Origin of the sequence: Pseudocolwellia agarivorans, from assembly GCF_002000085.1 — a bacterium.
Taxonomy (GTDB): Bacteria; Pseudomonadota; Gammaproteobacteria; order Enterobacterales; family Alteromonadaceae; genus Pseudocolwellia; species Pseudocolwellia agarivorans.
This window is the reverse complement of record NZ_MUZU01000004.1, coordinates 54,987-74,620: the sequence shown is the minus strand read 5'-3', so window position 1 is coordinate 74,620 and position 19,634 is coordinate 54,987. Positions and strand designations below refer to the sequence as shown.

General features: G+C 36.1%; 16 protein-coding genes and 1 riboswitch. Of the genes, 15 read left to right on the top strand and 1 reads right to left on the bottom strand.

The annotated features are described in order from the left end of the window. Positions 1-53: 53 nt before the first annotated feature. A riboswitch (cobalamin riboswitch) is annotated at positions 54-255 on the top strand. 113 nt (positions 256-368) lie between these two features. The 9 genes from B0X80_RS07670 to B0X80_RS07630 all read left to right on the top strand — a co-directional run bounded on the left by B0X80_RS07670 (position 369) and on the right by B0X80_RS07630 (position 8,402). Beyond that, positions 369-1,181, top strand: a complete 813-nt coding sequence (locus B0X80_RS07670) for an ABC transporter ATP-binding protein (RefSeq protein ID WP_077339252.1) — start codon at positions 369-371, stop codon at positions 1,179-1,181. A 62-nt stretch (positions 1,182-1,243) separates the two neighbouring features. Then, positions 1,244-2,182, top strand: a complete 939-nt coding sequence (locus tag B0X80_RS07665) for a FecCD family ABC transporter permease (protein ID WP_342743280.1) — start codon at positions 1,244-1,246, stop codon at positions 2,180-2,182. 12 nt (positions 2,183-2,194) lie between these two features. Then, entirely contained in the window at positions 2,195-3,247 is a 1,053-nt protein-coding gene (gene cobT / locus B0X80_RS07660) for a nicotinate-nucleotide--dimethylbenzimidazole phosphoribosyltransferase (RefSeq protein WP_077339250.1), read from the top strand. Positions 3,248-3,501: 254 nt separating this feature from the next. Continuing rightward, positions 3,502-4,374 (top strand): adenosylcobinamide-GDP ribazoletransferase, encoded by an 873-nt coding sequence (locus tag B0X80_RS07655; RefSeq protein WP_077339249.1) that lies wholly within the window; start codon positions 3,502-3,504, stop codon positions 4,372-4,374. Positions 4,375-4,379: 5 nt separating this feature from the next. Continuing rightward, a complete protein-coding gene (locus B0X80_RS07650) occupies positions 4,380-5,087 on the top strand; it encodes a histidine phosphatase family protein (RefSeq protein ID WP_077339248.1) in 708 nt (235 codons plus the stop codon). A 21-nt stretch (positions 5,088-5,108) separates the two neighbouring features. Next, positions 5,109-5,714 (top strand): cob(I)yrinic acid a,c-diamide adenosyltransferase, encoded by a 606-nt coding sequence (gene cobO / locus B0X80_RS07645; protein ID WP_076417030.1) that lies wholly within the window; start codon positions 5,109-5,111, stop codon positions 5,712-5,714. 5 nt (positions 5,715-5,719) lie between these two features. Continuing rightward, positions 5,720-6,622 (top strand): cobalamin-binding protein, encoded by a 903-nt coding sequence (locus tag B0X80_RS07640; RefSeq protein ID WP_139345299.1) that lies wholly within the window; start codon positions 5,720-5,722, stop codon positions 6,620-6,622. 186 nt (positions 6,623-6,808) lie between these two features. Beyond that, on the top strand, positions 6,809-7,477 hold the full coding sequence (locus tag B0X80_RS07635; protein WP_077339246.1) for a hypothetical protein: 669 nt from the start codon (positions 6,809-6,811) through the stop codon (positions 7,475-7,477). Positions 7,478-7,766: 289 nt separating this feature from the next. Next, positions 7,767-8,402, top strand: coding sequence for a response regulator transcription factor (locus B0X80_RS07630; protein ID WP_076417032.1), 636 nt, complete (start codon positions 7,767-7,769; stop codon positions 8,400-8,402). 18 nt (positions 8,403-8,420) lie between these two features. Here the strand turns inward: B0X80_RS07630 and B0X80_RS07625 are convergent, their stop codons facing one another. Beyond that, complete coding sequence (locus tag B0X80_RS07625) at positions 8,421-11,939, bottom strand: hybrid sensor histidine kinase/response regulator (protein ID WP_077339245.1); 3,519 nt, start codon at positions 11,937-11,939, stop codon at positions 8,421-8,423. Between the two features lie 233 nt (positions 11,940-12,172). Here B0X80_RS07625 and B0X80_RS07620 point away from each other — a divergent pair, with 233 nt between their 5' ends. The 6 genes from B0X80_RS07620 to B0X80_RS07595 all read left to right on the top strand — a co-directional run bounded on the left by B0X80_RS07620 (position 12,173) and on the right by B0X80_RS07595 (position 19,557). Further along, a complete protein-coding gene (locus B0X80_RS07620; protein WP_077339244.1) occupies positions 12,173-13,210 on the top strand; it encodes a DcaP family trimeric outer membrane transporter in 1,038 nt (345 codons plus the stop codon). 175 nt (positions 13,211-13,385) lie between these two features. Beyond that, positions 13,386-14,186, top strand: coding sequence for an ABC transporter ATP-binding protein (locus tag B0X80_RS07615; RefSeq protein ID WP_077339243.1), 801 nt, complete (start codon positions 13,386-13,388; stop codon positions 14,184-14,186). Next, the gene (locus B0X80_RS07610; RefSeq protein ID WP_077339242.1) at positions 14,186-16,111 is read left to right on the top strand and encodes a long-chain fatty acid--CoA ligase; all 1,926 of its coding nucleotides are present in this window, start codon (positions 14,186-14,188) and stop codon (positions 16,109-16,111) included. Before B0X80_RS07615 ends, B0X80_RS07610 begins: the two co-directional genes overlap by 1 nt. 5 nt (positions 16,112-16,116) lie before the next feature. After that, positions 16,117-17,010, top strand: a complete 894-nt coding sequence (locus tag B0X80_RS07605) for a branched-chain amino acid ABC transporter permease (RefSeq protein WP_077339241.1) — start codon at positions 16,117-16,119, stop codon at positions 17,008-17,010. 88 nt (positions 17,011-17,098) lie between these two features. Next, positions 17,099-18,172 (top strand): branched-chain amino acid ABC transporter permease, encoded by a 1,074-nt coding sequence (locus B0X80_RS07600; RefSeq protein WP_077339240.1) that lies wholly within the window; start codon positions 17,099-17,101, stop codon positions 18,170-18,172. A gap of 125 nt (positions 18,173-18,297) precedes the next feature. Continuing rightward, positions 18,298-19,557 carry an ABC transporter substrate-binding protein gene (locus tag B0X80_RS07595; RefSeq protein ID WP_077339239.1) on the top strand — a complete coding sequence of 420 codons (1,260 nt, stop codon included), beginning with the start codon at positions 18,298-18,300 and terminating at the stop codon, positions 19,555-19,557. The last annotated feature ends 77 nt before the right edge of the window (positions 19,558-19,634 follow it).

Sequence of the window (19,634 nt, the reverse complement as noted above, 5' to 3'; positions counted from 1 at the left end):
AAATAAAGGCTGTTTATATGCTGTATTGATTTAATTAAGAATTAACTATGATAATATGAAAGCGCTTTTAAGGTGTTTTTCACTCTGATTTTATTAAGAGTAAAACTTAAAGGGGAATATGGTGCAAGCACAATACGACTAAAATTAACAAGCGCTTAAATCCATAACTGTTCCCGCAACTGTAATAAGAGTTTAGTGACGGTTAACATCACTCAACGCTTAAGTCAGAACACCTGCCTTAATTGCCTTTAGTGAACGTGCGGGTAACGCGTAAAACTAGGAATATCTCCTATATAACATAGGAGGCTTCTTATTATGTGTCCTTGTATTTCCTAAAATTGTATTTGGTATAATTGTTTAAGGCACATATGTCACCCTTTGTTCTACAAGCAAATAATGTAACTTGGTCTGCAGGCTCAAAAAATGTTATTCAAAATATTCACCTACAAATAAAAACAGGTGAAACCGTTGCTATTGTTGGCCCTAATGGTGCTGGAAAAACCTCCCTTCTAAAATGTTTATACGGTGAGCACTCTGATTATTCAGGTAATATTTACTTACATGGTAAGCCACTTAAAGCTCTTAATAACAAAGATATAGCCCAAAAAGTTGCAGTAGTTAGCCAACATTCAGAGTCAGCATTCAGCTTAACCGTTTTAGATATTGTCGGTATGGGGCTTATTCCTCATAAAGGCTTGTTTGACATAAACACTGATGCTGACAAACACAATATTGAACAAGCCTTAATAAAGGTTGATCTGATAAAGAAGCAGCATCAATTATTTAACACCCTTTCTGGTGGTGAGCAACAGCGAGTATTAATTGCTAGAGCTATTGTGCAAGCACCTGATATATTGATTATGGACGAACCGACTAATCATCTTGATATGTACTACCAGCATCAAATATTAATGTTAGCTAAGTCACTAAAAATAACCTTACTAATCACTATTCATGACCTTAATTTAGCCGCCCAATATTGTGACAGAGTGGTCATAATAAATAATGGTGAAATTGTTGCTGACGACACACCTGAAGGTGTATTTACTGCAGAAAAATTAACCGATGTATTTAAACTAGAATGCGCTATTGATAAAAATCCTTTCACTCAAAAAACAAGAATTACCTTTGCAGGCATAAATAATAGAGTAAATGACGAATCAAAATGGCTGCAATCATGAAAAAGCACCTCTTTACAAAAAAATTATCTTTCAAACACTCACTATTATTAATTAGTAGTCTCGTGGTTATTACTCTTTTGTCTTCTATTGGATTTGGTGTTGTAGAATTAGGTCACAAAGCAGTATGGCAATGTGTTACTCAAGGATGCGAGAAAAGCATTTACGATACCATCTTATGGGAAATACGTTTTCCTAGGGTGTTACTGGGGTTTATTGCTGGCTTTGGTTTAGCTTTAGCCGGTGCTTTAATGCAAAACGTGACACGCAACCCCCTTGCCGATCCGTATTTATTTGGTATTGTTTCTGGCGCGGGTTTAGGTGCAACTTTAACTCAGTTTTTACCGGTATCAATGCAGCTTGTTTCGTTACCTTTAGCCTCTTTTTTAGGGTCCTTATTAGCCGTTGGACTTATTTTAATAGTGTTATATCAAAACAATTGGCGTCGTATTGAACATTTGCTGTTAGCAGGCGTAGCGGTTTCTTTCTTATTAAGTTCTTTAACCACCTTTATTCTTTACAGCGGTGATGCCTTTTCAAGTAACCGCGTTATTTTTTGGTTAATGGGCAGTTTAGCCAGAGCAGATACCAACGCGTTATTACTTATATCCCCCGTAATTATTATTGCTACGCTTATTGCTCTTTTATTAGGCCGTCAGCTTGATGCGTTATTACTCAGTGACGACAGCGCTCGTACCTTGGGAGTGAAAGTTGAACGCTTGCGTGTTATTACCCTTATTTTATGTGCCGCAATAACAGCCGTTATTGTGTCTTATTGTGGTGGTATTAGTTTTATTGGTTTGATGATCCCACATATTGTTAGACCTTTTGTAGGTATTACCAGCGCTAAGTTATTTATAGCCGTAGGCTTAGTTGGTGGCTGTTTTTTAGTATGGGTAGATGTTATTGCCCGCACCGCCTTAGGCGGACAAGAAATACCTATAGGTGTTATTACTTCAGCGATGGGCAGTTTGTTTTTTTTAGCCTTATTACGAAAAATGTAAGCGAGATTTATTATGGAAATAAAAGCATTAAGGCTTGAATTTGAAAGTGAAATAAAAAACAAAATCAATCAAAAAACCAAGCCAATTGGTTCTTTAGGTTTATTAGAAAACACAGCCTTACAGCTTGCGCTTATTCAAAGTAATAAAGCCAATACACTTATTTCACATATTTCAATTAACAAACCTACAGCCTTAGTTTTTGCTGGGGATCATGGTATTAGTGAAGAAGGTGTTTCTATTGCACCAAGTTGTGTAACGCGCCAAATGGTACAAAACTTTATGGCAGGTGGTGCCGCGATAAACTGCTTTTGTCAGGCAAATAATATTGAGTTCAACGTAATAGATGCTGGCATTATAGAGCCTATTACAGAAGCCTCATCTGAATTACCGTCTAATTTAATTAACATGAGATTAGGCGCAGGCACCAAAAATTTTGTACATGAATCAGCAATGACAATGGAACAAGTTGAATTAGGCCTTAGTTATGGCGAACAAGTAGTAACTCCCATAATTAAAAACGGCTCTAACCTAATTATATTAGGCGAAATGGGTATTGGTAATACGAGTTCAGCTACGGCTATTACCGCTTGCTTAACACATACAGAAGTTGACCTTTGTGTTGGTGTAGGCACAGGTATAACTGCTGAACAACTTTTTAAAAAGCAAACCTTAATTGATAAAGCCCTTGCACGCTTTGATTCAGACAATCCATTAACGGTTCTAAAAGAAGTAGGTGGATTTGAAATAGTTGAAATAACAGGCGCAATTTTAGCGGCAGCACAAGCTGGAGTTTGTGTATTAGTTGACGGTTTTATTGTAAGTGCGGCAGCATTGGTTGCCTGTAAAATAAATTCTAATGTAAGAGATTATTTAATTTTCGCTCATGAATCTCATGAATTTGGTCATCAACTATTATTGCGCCATTTAAAAGCCAAACCTTTACTAAATTTAGGTTTACGTCTAGGTGAAGGAACGGGGGCAGCAGTCGCATTACCGTTATTAACGGCAGCAGCTGCTTTTTACAATAATATGGCAAGTTTTGAAGATGCAGGTGTAACCGTTTGATCATACAAAAGCGTTATATATCCGTTACCATTCAAGATGCAGGTTTCAGTGGGAACTAAAAACAATTTAGGCAAGGCATTAAATTTACGTCATGGTTATTCTCGGTAACTGCTCCTGCGTTACCCTAATGTCCTACATCCGTGTAGGAACCTGACTAAAGTTAATAACGCAGTATAAATTGTTTTTAGACCCATCGAAGAAGCGCTTGAGCAAAATCACTTCGTCGTTAATACTTTTTATAAGGGTACACCATTATGGCAAAGCATTGCCTTGAATTGATATCGCTCAAGTGCTCTGAAATACGCATTTTGATTGGTAACGGGTATACAAGCAACAATAAATATAGGCGATATTTAAAGCGCCAGATCAACTTATTTTATTTAGCGTTAAGCTTTTTTACTCGTATACCTGTTCCACAAAGCATGTATTACAGCCCTGTGCTTTTAAATAAATCTGGCCGTTATTTTTCTTTAATAGGGCTTTTATTAGCAGGTATTTTAAGCTTGCTTTTTACCCTTATTTCTCCCTTATTCCCTGATACGATTAGCATCGCGTTACTTGTTATTGTTAGCTTATTGCTCACTGGCGCTTTTCATGAAGATGGTTTAGCTGACATGGCTGATGGTATTGGCGGTGGTATGACAGTAGAAAAACGTTTAACCATAATGAAAGACAGCCGCATAGGTACTTATGGCGCAGTCACTTTATTTATGGCTTTAGCGTTAAAGTTATTAGTATTAATAGAGCTTGCTCAAATAGCGTATTTAATTCCCTCATTATTTTTGGGTTATGCCTTATCAAGAGCGGTTGCGGCTAGTTTAATATATGACTTACCTTATGTGGCAGATATCGACACCAGTAAAAGTAAACCTTTAGCAAATAAACAAAGCCCCTTTGAATTAAGGTTACTTTTTATTGTTGGCCTTGCTCCTTTGCTGTTTTTTTCGCTCACTACAGCCCTATTGTTAATACTCACGCTTTTTATTTTTAGAGCGGGTTTTAAACAATGGTTAATAAAACGAATAGGCGGTTATACCGGCGATTGCTTAGGTGCTTGCCAACAGTTAAGTGAATTACTTATCTACCTAGTAATACTTGCTAGTTTTACATCCTTTGGTCAGGCATAACCTTTATGCAAAAAGACACTATGCAAACAACCACAATCTATTTATTACGCCATGGAAAAGTAAACGGGCCAGCGGCCTTATATGGTCAAACAGATATAGGTGTAACAGATGAAGTAAATATGAAAATATTAACTGAATTAAATCAATTACAACAAAATTTAATCAACAAAATTAGCCAAGTAATTACATCTCCCCTCCAACGCTGTTGTAACTTAGCTCACCAGTTCGCAAAAGATAACCACTTACCTCTTGAAGTTGTAGATAACTTTCAAGAGATGAATTTTGGCCAATTAGATGGTATTTCATTTGATGATATTAGAGATTCAGAAAACAGTGAAAAAACTTGGCAACAATTAGAAGATTTTTGGCATGATCCAGACCTATCTCCTCCCCCTCAAGCTGAATTGCTATCAAGCTTTTATAATAGAGTCGAGCGCTCATGGTGTGAGCTATTAACCTCACACACAGGAAAAAACATTTTACTCGTGTGCCACGGTGGTGTTATTCGTATGCTTTTGGCTCTTTTACTTAATATTGATTACCGTAATAAAACACTTTTTAGTCAATTAACCATTAAAAATAGTAGTATTACATTAGTTAAAAATCTTACAAATATAAGCTCAAGCGCTTTCCCAGCTTTGCAACATAGTAATGTAATAACAATTTCTACCCCTTTAAAAGCGGTATCTCAAACCCCTGAAGAATTTGAATAAAAATAAATAGAGGAATCACTCATGATTGATGACGATAAGAAAAAAGAAAATCATAAAAAGCGCCAGCAAAAATTAAAAGAAAAAGTAGATGAACGTATTGCAGCCGCCACAGAAGATAAAGGCCTACTACTGGTAATTACAGGTAATGGTAAAGGTAAATCAACTTCTGGTTTTGGCATGATCACCCGTTCTGTAGGCCATGGTTTAAGTGCTGGAATTATTCAGTTTATTAAAGGTACATGGGAATGTGGCGAGCTTAATTTATTAAAACAACATGGCGTAAAACACCACACAATGAAAACAGGTTTTACGTGGGAAACACAAAATAAAGAAGCCGATACGGCCGCAGCTCAATTAGCTTGGGCTGAAGCGAAAAAGCTCCTCACCGATGAAAGTGTTGATATTGTATTACTCGACGAATTAACCTACATGGTGACTTACGGTTATATTGATTTAGAAGAAGTGTTAAGCGTATTAGCAAATAGACCATCAATGCAACATGTCATTATTACAGGTAGGGCTTGCCATAGAAAAATAATCGAAGTAGCCGATACAGTCTCTGAAGTGCAATCTATCAAACATGCTTTCGATAGCGGCATAAGAGTTCAAAAAGGTGTCGATTGGTAATTATTATGCAGCTTCCATCAAAATTATTTGCTTTAGTACTTTTAGCACTCGCAAGTACATCTACTATGTTATATGCCAATGACTCTAGCGCCATTGATAATGTAGATAACAATAAAAGTGAGTTTAAAAAACAACGTATTATCACCTTAGCCCCGCACCTAATAGAGATGCTTTTTAGCTTAGGTGTAGGCGATCGCGTCATAGCAACCACCGAGCATTCAGACTTTCCTGAAGCAGCAAATAATGTTCCTCGTATTGGAAATTATGCACGCTTAAAAATAGAAAAAATACTTGCCTATGAACCCGATTTAATTATTGCTTGGCGCACAGGAAACCCTTTAGATGATTTAGACAGGCTCAAAAAGTTAGGGTTAAATGTTGTATATTCAGATCCTAAAAATTTAGAAGATGTTGCAACTGAATTACGCTTATTAGGTAAATTAACAGGAACAAATCAACGTGCCGAAGAGCTAGCAAGCCAATATGAATTAGACCTGAAAAATTTACGTAAAACTTTCGCCAATAAACCACCTATAACTGTATTTTACGAACTTTGGCCTAACCCATTAACCACAGTAAGTAATAACTCGTGGCCGCAACAACATCTTAATGTTTGTGGAGCAACAAATCCTTTTGTAGAAAGCATAACTGACTATCCACAAATAGGTTTAGAGCAAGTGGCAATCGCTAAACCACAATTAATTATTCAGCCCATATCGAATGGACACGTAACTCCAGATGCTGTTAATTGGTTACAGTGGAGCGACATACCAGCCGCAAAACATAAACAATTAATACATCCTAACTCAGACAAATTACACCGAATGACACCAAGGTTGCTAGGTGAATTAGAAAAACTTTGCAACAGCATTGAGGAATCAAGACATTATTACCTAAGCATAAAATAAGTAACTATTTGACTGAAAATATAAGCGTAATTTGAGTATCCCCTAGTTTGGACTAACTCTATTTACGCTGAGTTTACCCTGTTTATACAAGGTATTAACTTTCCTAAAAAATTAAAATTTTCTGCCAATGTTTATCAATATAACTGCTAGAATAATAATTAAATATGACTCGAATTATTAAACTTCATGATCAAAATTATTTTATCGCTTTTTATATTATCACTCTCTAATATTGCTTTAGCAGAAGAAGAGCCTAAGCCTCTCCCCCCCTTAAATCCTAAATATATGGGTATTCATGGAATGAAACTTTTTAATAAAGGTTCAAGTGTATATGCCTCTCATATGTTGACATTAAAAGCCCCAAATAATGTACAAATTATTTATAAAATAGATATCAATGAGCTCTCTTTACTACAATTAGTTAAAGATGCAGACCTAGTTACAATTAAGCCGGAAGCGTTTAATTTAGAGCGATTGATGCGTGGAGAGCAAATAGAAGTTAATGCTGACGTGTACATGGGAAACTATAAAAAAGATGGCATGTTAACCTACAAAGGAATGAAAATAGCTTTTGATAAACAGTTATTTGTAAAAGTAATCGACAAACCAGAAGAGTCAAATAAAAGACAAAAATATGACATTGTACAACTACGTAATAATGAGCGAATATTAGTACACCAAATTCAACAACCGCCAAGTTATGAACACCTTATTTACCTGTCGGATAATGTTAATTGTGTAACTAACTTCACAGCATCTTCAGCTGTTCCCAAAGAGAATGAAATTCACTATAAACTCACTTATTGCGGAGCAATGAAACCTCTTTATTACAATGCTGAAGACTTTGCACAATAGGTAAGTGCTTACAGAAGACATTCATAAAGGACAGACGTAAAGCATTGATTAATTTTAATTTTCATATATTTATCATCAACTAAAAAATAGTCATTCATTAATAAATAGCAGCAAAATAAAATATATAAATAATGTAAAGTTATCACATTTTTTTATGCTATTCTCTTATTCCAATAAACTGCTGAGTAGCTAGGTTTTCATGAATTTGCTATGGTGTAGTTATAATATAAGTTTTATAAATTATTCCTATAATTTTAAAAAACAGTAAAAGTCGATGTAAATAGCCTTTATGAAAATATTAATAGCAGATGATCACCCTTTGTTTAGACAAGCTTTAATGGGCACTCTTAAAGCACAATTTGATAATATGTGCGTACTTGAAGCAGAATCTATTCCTCAGCTAGAAGAAATATTAGCTACAAATAAGTCTATAGATTTAGTATTACTCGATTTAGATATACCAGGAGCTCAAGGTTTTAACAATTTAGTTAGCATTAGACGCAATTATCCTGAGCTAGGGATCATTATTGTTTCAGGCTTTGAAGATAAGCAAACTATCCACAAAGCTATGCATCATGGTGCTGCTGGCTTTATTCCGAAGTCGACATCTGTACCCGAAATGATCTCAGCAATTAACGACGTACTCGATGGTAAGTTATGGACGCCGGATGGCGAGTTTAATGTTAATCAAAAAGAAGAAGGCAGTGCCGCCGATAAAATAGCGTCGTTAACACCTAAACAACACAAAATTTTATTAATGTTTGCTGATGGATTATTAAACAAACAGATAGCCTATGATCTTGGATTATCTGAATCCACCGTAAAAAGCCATGCTAGTACCATTTTTTTAAAGCTAGGTGTTCGCAATCGAACGCAAGCCGTTATCCTCTTAAATCAATTAAAGAGCATTGGACAACAGTTTTAAGCTCTAAACACGCCTGAATTACTCTTTAGAAGACCAGTTAGCGTAGTTTTGTTCAAGTTTTTTAGCTAATAAAGAACTCATTAAAGAACGTAACGCTATAGGTTTAATCATTTTTCTTAAGTAACCTATATCAACTTGCTGAGCTCGATTAATTAAGTTTTCATCCGTGGTTGCCGTTATAAGTATCGCAGGTAAAGGATATTGACTCATCTCCCTTAACTGTTGAATAAGCTCAATACCATTCACATCATATAAATTACAAATCCCCTCTTGGCTGATAATAGCCTCAAGACCACCAGTAGGAACATCGAGTTGATAATCAACCAGTAACATATCTATTTCATCTTCATGTTTTAACAGGATTTCTCGTGCTTGTTGCGCATCAGTCGCCAGAAAAACTTTACATTGCCATGCATCTAACAAGTGCTCCATTCCCAATAAAATATCTTTTTCGTTATCAATACATAACACACCAACACCTTGTAAATTCATACTTGCAGATGAATTTTGTTTCGGCTTAACAAGAACAGAAGATTCATCTAAGGGGACATTAACGCTAAATAAACATCCTTTATCAACCTCTGATTTTAAGTTAATTTTATGTCCTAAAATCTCAGCTAAACTTCTCGCAATATTCAACCCTAACCCTAAGCCCTTAGGACCAATAACATTACTTGTTTTAAGCTGCATAAATTGTTCAAAAACTTGCTGCTGTTTATCGATCGGAATACCCGGGCCATTATCAAAAACCTGAATAGACAGTTCGTCTCCTTGCTTTCTACAACCAAGAAGAACTTTGCCATTATTAGCATACCTAAATGCATTACTTAAAAAGTTTTGAATAATTCGAGATAATAAGGTTATGTCACTTTTAATATAATATTGAGTAGTTATACAACGAAATTGTATTTTGTACTCCTCCGTTAATCCGCTAAATTCAGAAGATAACATTGAAAACAATTTATTTACCGATAACACTTCAATTGTTGGAGATATATTACCACTTTCAATTCTGGCTATTTCGTTGAGGTCTAATAAAAGGTTATTCGCTATTTCTAAAGAATTATCAATTTGTTTTATTTGTTCTCTATCAACACGATGGGCTTTTGAACTTAATAAAACCGAAGAACAAAATAACCGTGCCGCCGATAAAGGCTGTAATAAATCGTGACTACAAGCTTTTAAGTATTGGCTTTTTTGAATATTAGCTTGTTCTGATTTTTCTCTGGCTTGTTCTAATTTTTTATTTGCTAATTCCAGTTCAGCTGTTCTATAACGAACACGCGATTCGAGATCATAATTCTCTTCTTTCAACACCTTTTCAGCTTGTCTATATATTGTTATATCTGAAAAAATCATCACAAATCCCCCGCCGGGAATTGGATTACCTTCAATGTGGATGGTTTTTCCATTTTTTAATTTACGCTCGGTACTGTGTCGACTTCCTACTTTCATGTATTTAATACGCTTTTTTACTTGTTTGTCTAAATCATTAGAAAAATGCTTTTGCTGCATTAAATTAAAACGTATCAATTGACTAATGGGACAGCCAATATAAACAAAGTTATCAGGGTAATTAAAAATATCTAAATATTGTTTATTCCAAGCAACAAGATTTAAATCACCATCAATAACCGATATTCCCTCACTCACATTTTCAATCGCACTTTGTAATACTGTTCTACTGAACTCAAGTTGCTCTGTGGAATTATCTTCAACAAGTTTAGCGACTTCTTCAAAGTCAATTTTTCTTATACCTGTAGCAAATGAAGTCACTAATTTGGCAGATGCTGAACCAATAACTCGAGCTAAAGTATCTTCAACATGAAGAATAAGATCTTCATTGAACTTCTTATTATTTTTAGCATTTATAGAAGGTTGACCATATTTTTGATTAAATAATTGAAAACATATACGTGCTTTTTCTTGACCAATAAAGCGTGCGATTAATAGCTCTAATTCCGTAACATCTATTTTTGATTTTATTGGTAAGTTCCACTGCTCTTTTACTCGTTCTTTGTAAAAAAACTTAGCTTGCATTTGCTCTCGTATACTTTGTCGAGTCAATAATGACACTACCCATAACATAGTGATATTCAGAAATAAGCCTATCAAAGTAATGACAGTAGTCGCGGGTAAACCTGAACCACTTAAAGGGTGAGAGTAAAACCCTAATTGAGGTAATAAATTAAAAACACACCAAACACTAAATCCACTACTTATACCAGCCAAAACACCATATAAGGTTGTTTTTCGCCATAAAAATGCCGCAAATAACGCGGGTCCTATCTGAGCAATAGCACCAAAAGCAACTTCTCCTAGAGATGATAATGTATCAGGAGGAGATAAAAGTAACATACCGTAGCTAAGTAAAATCACGAATAAAACAAGCGCCTTACGGATAAGCAACAACCTTGATTGGAACTGATTAAAGTCATAATTCTGTTTTCGTGAAAACTTAAATATCATCGGAAAAACGATTTCATTACTTAGCATAGTGCTTAGCGCAATTGTAGAAACAATGACCATTGAACTGGCTGCTGAAACAGCACCTAAAAAAGCAAATAAAGACATCCACATTTGCCCATTATAAGCAGGTAAATACAAAACATAGGCGTCGGTGGGTAAAGATGAGCCGTAATTCAAGCTTCCTGCTAAGCCTATAGGAACAGCAAATACAGCAAAAATGATGACGTAAATAGGTAATAACCAACGAGCAAAAGCACTATTTTTTTGTTCTTTAATTTCAACAAACATCACTTGAAATTGTCTTGGCATGCATAAAAAAGCAGAAACGGCGATAATCATCAAACCAAACATATTCAGAAGGTTACTAGGTTCAAATTGATAATCTACAAACATTTGCTCCATTGATAACTCCCATATATCAATTGGGGAATCATATATAACAAAAGAAACAAACAAGCCTATACCTAAAAAAGCGACTAATTTAACAATAGATTCAAAAGCAATAGCGACCATAACACCAGGATGACGCTCTGTTACATCAATAGTGCGAATACCAAAAATAACAGTAAACCAAGCTAATATAAGACTCACAAATAGAGCAACTTGCCATACAGAAAAATCTGTATCTTCTTGAAGTATTTGATACGAATAAACAATCGCTTTAAGTTGTAACGCGATATAAGGCACTACACCAATTAAGGCCACTAAAGTAATCATTACACCTAAACTTTGCGACTTACCAAATCGAGAAGACAGTAAATCAGCTATAGAGGTTATTTTTAGTGCTAAACAGGTTTTAATAATACGTTGAATGAAAGGCCAAGCAAAAACAAACAATAATATAGGCGCTAAATAAACAGAAAAATACGTAAAATTCCTATTTGCCGCTTGAGCTGCCGTGCCTAAAAACCCCCAAGAAGTACAGTAAACACCTAGCGAGAGCGCATAAATAATAGCATGTTGTTTGCCTGCTATTTTATGACGGTACTTACCACCTAAGTAAGCAATTAAAAACAGTAAACCTATATAGCTAATACTGACACTTATTAATAACCAATTTGCAAACATACTGCGCTCTTTTTCAAGTTACTTAAAAGCAACTTAACATAATTCAAAGATAAAAAGCGAAACAGTTAACCTCATAAAAATTAGTACTTTAGTACTAGTTCTTTTTTACTACTCCTTTAGTTTTAAGCCTTTAGCGCTAATCCTTATTGTCAATTGTGCATTATTTCAACTTACCTATTATAAATTTCGAACAAAGCAAAAACACTTATATAAAAAAATAAGGGAAACATGAAATGATCAAACTAAACTCTAAAAAATTACTACTTGCTTCATCTTTACTTGTTGCTAGCGCTGCAAATGCAAGTTACGAAATAAAAATATCAGATGAAGACAAAATTACTTTTGGCGGCTACATCAAAGTAGATGCTCGTTACGTCAGCGGTGATGTTGCATACAACGATTTTTTTACCGGCTCTGGCACTCCTTTAGCGGAAAGTAAGTCTCAATTTAATCTAAATGCTTCAGAAACCCGTTTTAACATGAAATATAACCATGGCGATGTCATGGGTTATATTGAAATGGACTTTTTAGGCGGCGGCGAAAATGAGATTGTTTCTAACTCACATCACCCAAGACTTCGTCATGCTTTTATTACCTATAAAAACATTTTAGCTGGTCAAACTTGGTCAACATTCATGAATACTAGCGCTATCGCTGAAACAGCTGATTTTGCAGGTGCAACGGTAGGTTTAGTGTTTATTCGTCAAGCTCAAATTCGCTACACAATAGGTAACTTCCAATTCTCTATCGAAAACCCTGAATCATGGGGTGGAGATACAGCTGAAGATGCACTACCTGACTTTGTTGGTCGCTACAACCTTAAAGGCGACTGGGGTAGTGTTTCTTTTTCAGCATTAGCTCGCCAGTTGAATACAACTACTGGCGAAAAAGAAACAGCTATTGGTGCTTCAGTTGCTGGTCGTATTAAAACCGGTGGTCAAGATGATCTGCGTTTCCAATTTCATAAAGGTGAATTAGGTCGTTATGTAGGTGTTGCATTCGCACCTGATTTAATTGGAGAAGAAGTAGAAGATACAACCTCTTATCTTGTTGCTTATCGTCATTTTTGGAATGAATCTTTAAGAACAACAGTACTTTACGGCAGAGCAGAATCAGATGTTACTGATCGCGATAGAAGCCAGTGGAGTGTCAACTTGTTTAAAAACTTAACTAAAGAGTTAGCAATTGGTGGTGAAATTGGCCAGTTTAAAATGGATGATGCAAATGTTGACTCCAACTATGCACAATTATCTTTTAGATACACGCTTTAACTCAGTTAAACCCCTTTAACGTAACGCCTCTCGTAATTGTTACGTTGTTTGAGGGGGAGTATTCCCCCTCTTTTTTAACGCATTATCCATACTTAATTTTCATTATTTATACACACTAATGCTTTTTAACTCGTTAATGTTTTTTTAAATATTATTTTAATTTAGGAGTATGAGTATGGCTGAGTCAATACTCAAAGTAGAGAAAATTTCATTAGCCTTTGGTGGTGTTAAAGCGCTTACCGATGTTAGCTTTGAAGTTGAAAAAGGCTCTATATTTTCAATTATAGGCCCCAATGGCGCGGGAAAAACATCCATGCTTAATTGTATATCTGGCCGCTATCAGCCTAATTCAGGCGATATTTATTTTAATCAAAAAAATGTCACTAACCTTCGTCCTAATGATAGAGCTGATTTAGGTATGGGCCGAACGTTTCAAAACTTAGCGCTTTTTGGCCACATGACCGTATTAGATAACATTATGGTGGGACGTCATCATTTATTAAAAAACAATTGGCTTACCGGCCCTATTTATTGGGCATCTAATGCACAAAAAGAAGAATTAGAACATCGCCGTCATGTTGAAGATGTGATCGATTTTTTAGAAATATCCCCTATCCGTAAATCTATTGCAGGTACCTTATCTTATGGCTTACGTAAACGCGTAGAGCTTGCAAGAGCAATCGCATTAAAACCTGATTTGATCTTACTTGACGAACCAATGGCTGGCATGAACTTAGAAGAAAAAGAAGACATGGCTCGCTACATTCTTGACCTAAACGAAGCATACGGTATTACCGTTATTATGATTGAACACGATATGAGCGTAGTCATGGATATTTCTCATAAAGTCATGGTACTTGATTTCGGTAAAAAACTTATTACTGGTTTACCTGATGAAGTAATGGCAGATCCTCACGTTAAACGTGCCTACTTAGGCATTGAAGACGACGAAATTGATGCACAGGAGGCTAGCTAATGTCACTTCAAACACACAACTTTGAAATGGGAGAGTTAGATACTTTTCCAAAAATTTTAAACCACAACGCTAAAAACTGGCCTAACGATATCGCCATGCGTGAAAAAGAATTTGGTATTTGGCATGAGTTTACCTGGCTAGATTATCAAAACCGCGTTAAGTGGTTGTCTTTAGCTTTACTTAATTTAGGAGTAACCCCTGGTGACGCCATCGGTCTATTAGGTGATAACCGTCCAGAATGGGTTTGGGGCGAAATTTCAGCTCATGCCATAAGGTGTTATTCATTAGGTATATATCAAGATTCATTACATGAAGAAGTGGTTTACTTACTTAATAAAAGTAATGCATCGGTTGTTATTGCAGAAAACGAAGAGCAATGCGACAAACTATTAGAGCTAGGCGAACAAATAGATGCCGTAAAAGTGATTATTTATTGTGACCCTCGTGGTATGCGTAAATATTCAGATAAACGCTTGATCAGTATTGAAGATATATATAAACAAGGTCAAGCCATTGATAAAGCTTCTCCAGATAAATACAACGCTTTAGTTGAATCAACTAAAGCTGAAGATACCGCGATTTACTGTACAACTTCAGGCACTACATCTAAACCTAAAATAGCTTTATTAGGTGGTGGTAATTTTGTTAAACACTGTGCTTCTTATTTACGTGCAGACCCTAGAGAAGCCGGCGACAACTACGTTTCAGTTCTCCCTTTACCTTGGATCATGGAACAAGTTTATGCAGTAGGCCAAGCGTTAATTGCAAGACAAATTGTTAACTTTGTTGAAGAACAAGAAACCTTAATGGCTGACCTTCGTGAAATAGGTCCCAGTTTTGTTTTATTAGCACCACGAGTTTGGGAAGGAATATTAGCTGACGTTCAAGCAAGAATGATGGATTCAACCCCACTTAAACAAAAGCTTTATAACTATGCAATGAAGCTCGCTGAAAAAGCTCAAGAAGAAGGTCAACGCTCTTGGTTAGCTGATACCTTACTAATGAGCGCTTTAAAAGACAGGTTGGGCTTTTCATTCTTAAAGTCAGCAGCTACAGGTGGGGCTGCATTAGGTCCTGATACATTTAAGTTCTTTCAAACTATAGGTGTTCCTCTTCGTCAATTATATGGTCAAACAGAATTATGTGGAGCTTACACGGTACATAATGCTGATGATGTTGATTATGACAGTGTAGGTTATGCCTTTGATTGCGCTGAAGTAAAAGTCATTAACACGGATAAAGAAGGGGTTGGTGAGGTACTAGCAAAAACAGTTGGTATGTTTACTGGCTACTTAGATAACCAAGAAGCTTACAATGAAGATGTAAAAGATGGCTGGATGCATACCGGTGATGCTGGCTACTTTAAACCTTCAGGGCACCTCGTTATTATTGACCGTATAAAAGATTTAGCGAAAACAAGCGCCGGAATTCAATACTCTCCGCAGTATATTGAAAACAAACTTAAATTCTCATCTTTCATTGGTGAAGCCGTCATCCTCGGTAAAGATAAGCCTTACTTAAGTGCCATGATTTGCATTCGCTTCTCTATTGTCGCGAAGTGGGCAGAACAAAAAGGTTACTCCTTTACGAATTACACCAACCTATCAACTTTACCTGAAGTTTATCAAAAAGTGAGCGAAGAGATTGCCAAGGTAAATGAGACTTTACCTGATGCTCAAAAAATCAATAAATTTATTCTGCTTTATAAAGAGCTTGATGCTGATGACGGTGAGTTAACTCGTACACGTAAAGTTCGTAGAAATGTTATCGCCGATAAATACGGAGACATTATTCAATCCATTTACGATAACAAAGATGTAGTTGATATCGATACGGTGATCACTTTCCAAGACGGTAGTAAATCACGTATTAAAACTCAGCTTAACGTTAAGACCGTTATTAACAACAATCAAGGTAAGAGGTAAACATCATGAATTTTGAACTTTTAACTCAACTTATCGTTAACGGTCTTATTGTTGGCCTGTTATATGGGGTTATTGGTATGTGTTTTGTACTGGTATATAAATCCACGCAAATTGTTAATTTTGCACAAGGCGAATTTTTACTTGTAGGTGCTTGGGTTTGCTGGGCGGCATTAGTCTATTTGGAACTACCGTTCTTTGTCGGATTTTTACTGTCACTTCTGTTTATGGCGGCCTTTGGCGTATTACTTCAAATGATAGTACTACGACCAATGATTGGTGAACCGATTATCTCAGTGATCATGGTAACCATTGGTTTATCAATATTCTTCCAAGCATTAATGAAATGGATATTTGGTGTATCGCCACAAAGTTACCCGCAAGTTTTTGATAACCAAAGTATAAGCATATTAGGCCTTAATATCGAAATGGCTTATTTAATGAGTACGGTTATCGCTCTGTTTATCATGGTCGCCTTCTATTTATTCTTTAAACATTCTAAGCATGGTTTAGCAATGCGAGGAACTGCATTTGACCAACAAGTAGCACAAAGTTTAGGTATATCGGTAAAACATGTATTTGCAATGAGTTGGGGAATCGCTGCTACGGTATCAGGAACTGCTGGTGTAGTTATAGGTATGGTAAACGGCGTATCTGATTCGTTATCCATTATGGGAATTAAGGTCTTTCCTGCAGTTATTCTAGGTGGCTTAGATTCAATAGTTGGCGCTATTGTTGGCGGTATCATAATCGGTGTTTTAGAAAATGTCGCTGAGTTCTTCGATAGCCAATACCTACATGTTGGCAATATGTACGACATTGCTCCCTTTTACGTTTTATTAATTATTTTATGGTTCAAACCATACGGATTATTCGGAACCAAAGATATTGAGCGCATATAAAGCAAAATAACCTCGTTCCAATAGGGTGTATTTTCTAAATCTGCATTTACGTTAAAAAATTATAAAAATTATTATTTAGGAGTTCATTATGTCTAGTTTAAGTATGCGTCCGTGCGGTGATTTCCGTACGAGCTATAAACAAGATAATACTATTTTTGAAACCAGCACAATTCGCTGGATAACCATCATATCCATTATTGCTTTATGTTTTGCCCCTTTAGTGGTTGATGGCTACTTTATTACTTTACTTATTCAAATATCATATTTAGGTATTGCTGCGTTAGGGTTAAATATTCTTGTTGGTTTTACTGGGCAAATATCCTTAGGTCATGGTGCTTTCTTTGGTTTTGGAGCGTTTGCCTCTGCTTGGTTAAATATCAGCTTTGAAATTCCGGTATTTTTATCTATTCCATTAGCCGGTTTTTTTACTATGGGTGTCGGCATGATATTTGGTATGCCTGCAGCTCGTATTAAAGGCTTATATCTAGCCATAGCAACATTGGCCGCTCAATTTATCATCCAAGACTTTTTCGCTCGTGCAGAGTGGTTCTCAGGTGGTTCCGCCGGTTCTATGGCTGAATCTTTAAACTTATTTGGTTTCGTTTTTAATACTGACAAAAGCTTTTATTACGTTGCCTTATTTTCTTTAGTTTTCATGTTTATTTGGGGATGTAATCTAATGCGCAGCAGAGATGGTCGTGCATTTATTGCAGTTAGAGACCATTACTTATCCGCTGAAATCATGGGGGTGAACCTTAATAAATATCGATTACTTTCGTTTGGTATTTCATCTTTTTATGCCGGTATTGGGGGGGCGTTGTACGCTCATTACTTAGGTTATGTGTCTGCAGAAGGCTTTACCATTTTTATGTCTATTCAATTCTTAGCGATGATCATTATTGGAGGGTTAGGCTCAATAAAAGGAACATTAATGGGCGTCATATTCATGGTGTTATTACCCGAGGTACTCGCCAGCATTGTCGGCCTAATGAAAATGACAGACTGGGGCAACATCCCTATGGTTGTTGACGGTCTATCCTACATCAAAGAAATGGCAATCGGACTAGCAATTATCGCCTTTCTTATTTTTGAACCTGAAGGTTTAGCACATCGTTGGACACAAATTAAAAACTACTGGAAATTCTATCCATTTGCTTATTAATAAATAAATGGTGAATACGCGCCGTTATATCGCGGGGATTTAGATATATCGGTAACACTTGAAAATAGCAATAAAAGTACATTTTTTGTACACCATAAAAAAAGCAATTACTCGAGGAAAGTCAAATGAAGACACACATAAATAAAAAACTCATTATAAGCTCTATAGCAACTAGTATCGTAATAAGTATAACTAGCCAAGTAAAAGCAGAAGATTCAGTGTTTGTTGGTCACCTAGCTGATATGTCTGGGCCAACAGCGTTCGTTGGTAAACCCTATGCTAATGGGGTTAGAGATTCATTAGCCTATATAAACGCTAACGGCGGCATTAAGGGAACTACGCTTGAATTTGAAACAGTTGATTACGCTTACAAAGTGCCACAAGCCATAGCCTCTTATAAAAAGTGGACATCACGTAAAAATATGGTAGCAATGCAAGGCTGGGGCACGGCTGATACTGAAGCATTAATATCTTTCGTAGCACGTGATAAAACACCTGTTTTTTCAGCGTCTTACTCCGGACATTTAACAGATCCTACAGGTAAAAATCCTCATACGAAAAAACCTGCTCCATATAATTTTTTCTACGGTGCATCTTATTCAGATGCGTGTCGTGGCTTAGTTCAATGGGCTTACAAAGATTGGAAAGATAAGGGGAGAAAACGCCAACCTAAATTTACTCATATAGGCGCAAACCACCCATTCCCAAATGCACCAAAAGCTGCATGTGCCGAATATGCTGAAGAACTTGGTTTTAAAGTATTACCTCCTGTTGTTATTTCAATGAAACCAGGTGATTTTAAAGCACAATGTTTAAGTTTAAAAAGCTCAGGGTCTAATTATGGTTACATTGGTAACTTAGGGGGCTCAGTACTTTCTCTTGTTAAGTCTTGTAATACCGTAGGCACAAATATCCAACTAATGTCTAACATTTGGGGGGGAGATAAGAAAGTGTTTGAAGCGGCAGGCGAAGGTATAAAAGATTATATATTCCCAACTATGACACCTTTTTGGAATGATGATGCACCCGGTATGAAGTTAGTACGTGAAATATCAAAAATGTCAGATCCATCAGGATCAGAAGAGCGTGTTCACCACTATATACGTGGTGTTTGCTCTACTTATTTAATGAAAGAAGCAATGGAGTGGGCCAAAGACAATGGTGGCATTACCGGCGAAAACGTTAAGAAAGGTATGTACGCCCATAAAAACTGGGTACCTAAAGGCTTAGAGGGTGTTTGTTTGCAAGCAAACTTTGCAATGGATGATCACCGTGGTGTAAACCAAGTTAACGTTTATAAAGGTAACTACAACAACGGTAATGTTCAAATAGAAAAAGTTTCTCAGGTCACTCTAAAGCGTCGTGATGACTGGTTAGGTTATTAATAAACACCTTACTTAACGACTAAAAGTTTCTTTTACTACAGATCACATACTTATCCCCCAGCCTAATTATGGGATCT

What these genes read in the sequence shown, in the direction of transcription:
- B0X80_RS07670 (WP_077339252.1), top strand. Translation starts at nt 369, where the DNA reads ATGTCACCCTTTGTTCTACAAGCAAATAATGTAACTTGGTCTGCAGGC.
- cobT (WP_077339250.1), top strand. Translation starts at nt 2,195, where the DNA reads ATGGAAATAAAAGCATTAAGGCTTGAATTTGAAAGTGAAATAAAAAAC.
- B0X80_RS07655 (WP_077339249.1), top strand. Translation starts at nt 3,502, where the DNA reads ATGGCAAAGCATTGCCTTGAATTGATATCGCTCAAGTGCTCTGAAATA.
- B0X80_RS07650 (WP_077339248.1), top strand. Translation starts at nt 4,380, where the DNA reads ATGCAAAAAGACACTATGCAAACAACCACAATCTATTTATTACGCCAT.
- cobO (WP_076417030.1), top strand. Translation starts at nt 5,109, where the DNA reads ATGATTGATGACGATAAGAAAAAAGAAAATCATAAAAAGCGCCAGCAA.
- B0X80_RS07640 (WP_139345299.1), top strand. Translation starts at nt 5,720, where the DNA reads ATGCAGCTTCCATCAAAATTATTTGCTTTAGTACTTTTAGCACTCGCA.
- B0X80_RS07635 (WP_077339246.1), top strand. Translation starts at nt 6,809, where the DNA reads ATGATCAAAATTATTTTATCGCTTTTTATATTATCACTCTCTAATATT.
- B0X80_RS07630 (WP_076417032.1), top strand. Translation starts at nt 7,767, where the DNA reads ATGAAAATATTAATAGCAGATGATCACCCTTTGTTTAGACAAGCTTTA.
- B0X80_RS07625 (WP_077339245.1), bottom strand. Translation starts at nt 11,939, where the DNA reads ATGTTTGCAAATTGGTTATTAATAAGTGTCAGTATTAGCTATATAGGT.
- B0X80_RS07620 (WP_077339244.1), top strand. Translation starts at nt 12,173, where the DNA reads ATGATCAAACTAAACTCTAAAAAATTACTACTTGCTTCATCTTTACTT.
- B0X80_RS07615 (WP_077339243.1), top strand. Translation starts at nt 13,386, where the DNA reads ATGGCTGAGTCAATACTCAAAGTAGAGAAAATTTCATTAGCCTTTGGT.
- B0X80_RS07610 (WP_077339242.1), top strand. Translation starts at nt 14,186, where the DNA reads ATGTCACTTCAAACACACAACTTTGAAATGGGAGAGTTAGATACTTTT.
- B0X80_RS07605 (WP_077339241.1), top strand. Translation starts at nt 16,117, where the DNA reads ATGAATTTTGAACTTTTAACTCAACTTATCGTTAACGGTCTTATTGTT.
- B0X80_RS07600 (WP_077339240.1), top strand. Translation starts at nt 17,099, where the DNA reads ATGTCTAGTTTAAGTATGCGTCCGTGCGGTGATTTCCGTACGAGCTAT.
- B0X80_RS07595 (WP_077339239.1), top strand. Translation starts at nt 18,298, where the DNA reads ATGAAGACACACATAAATAAAAAACTCATTATAAGCTCTATAGCAACT.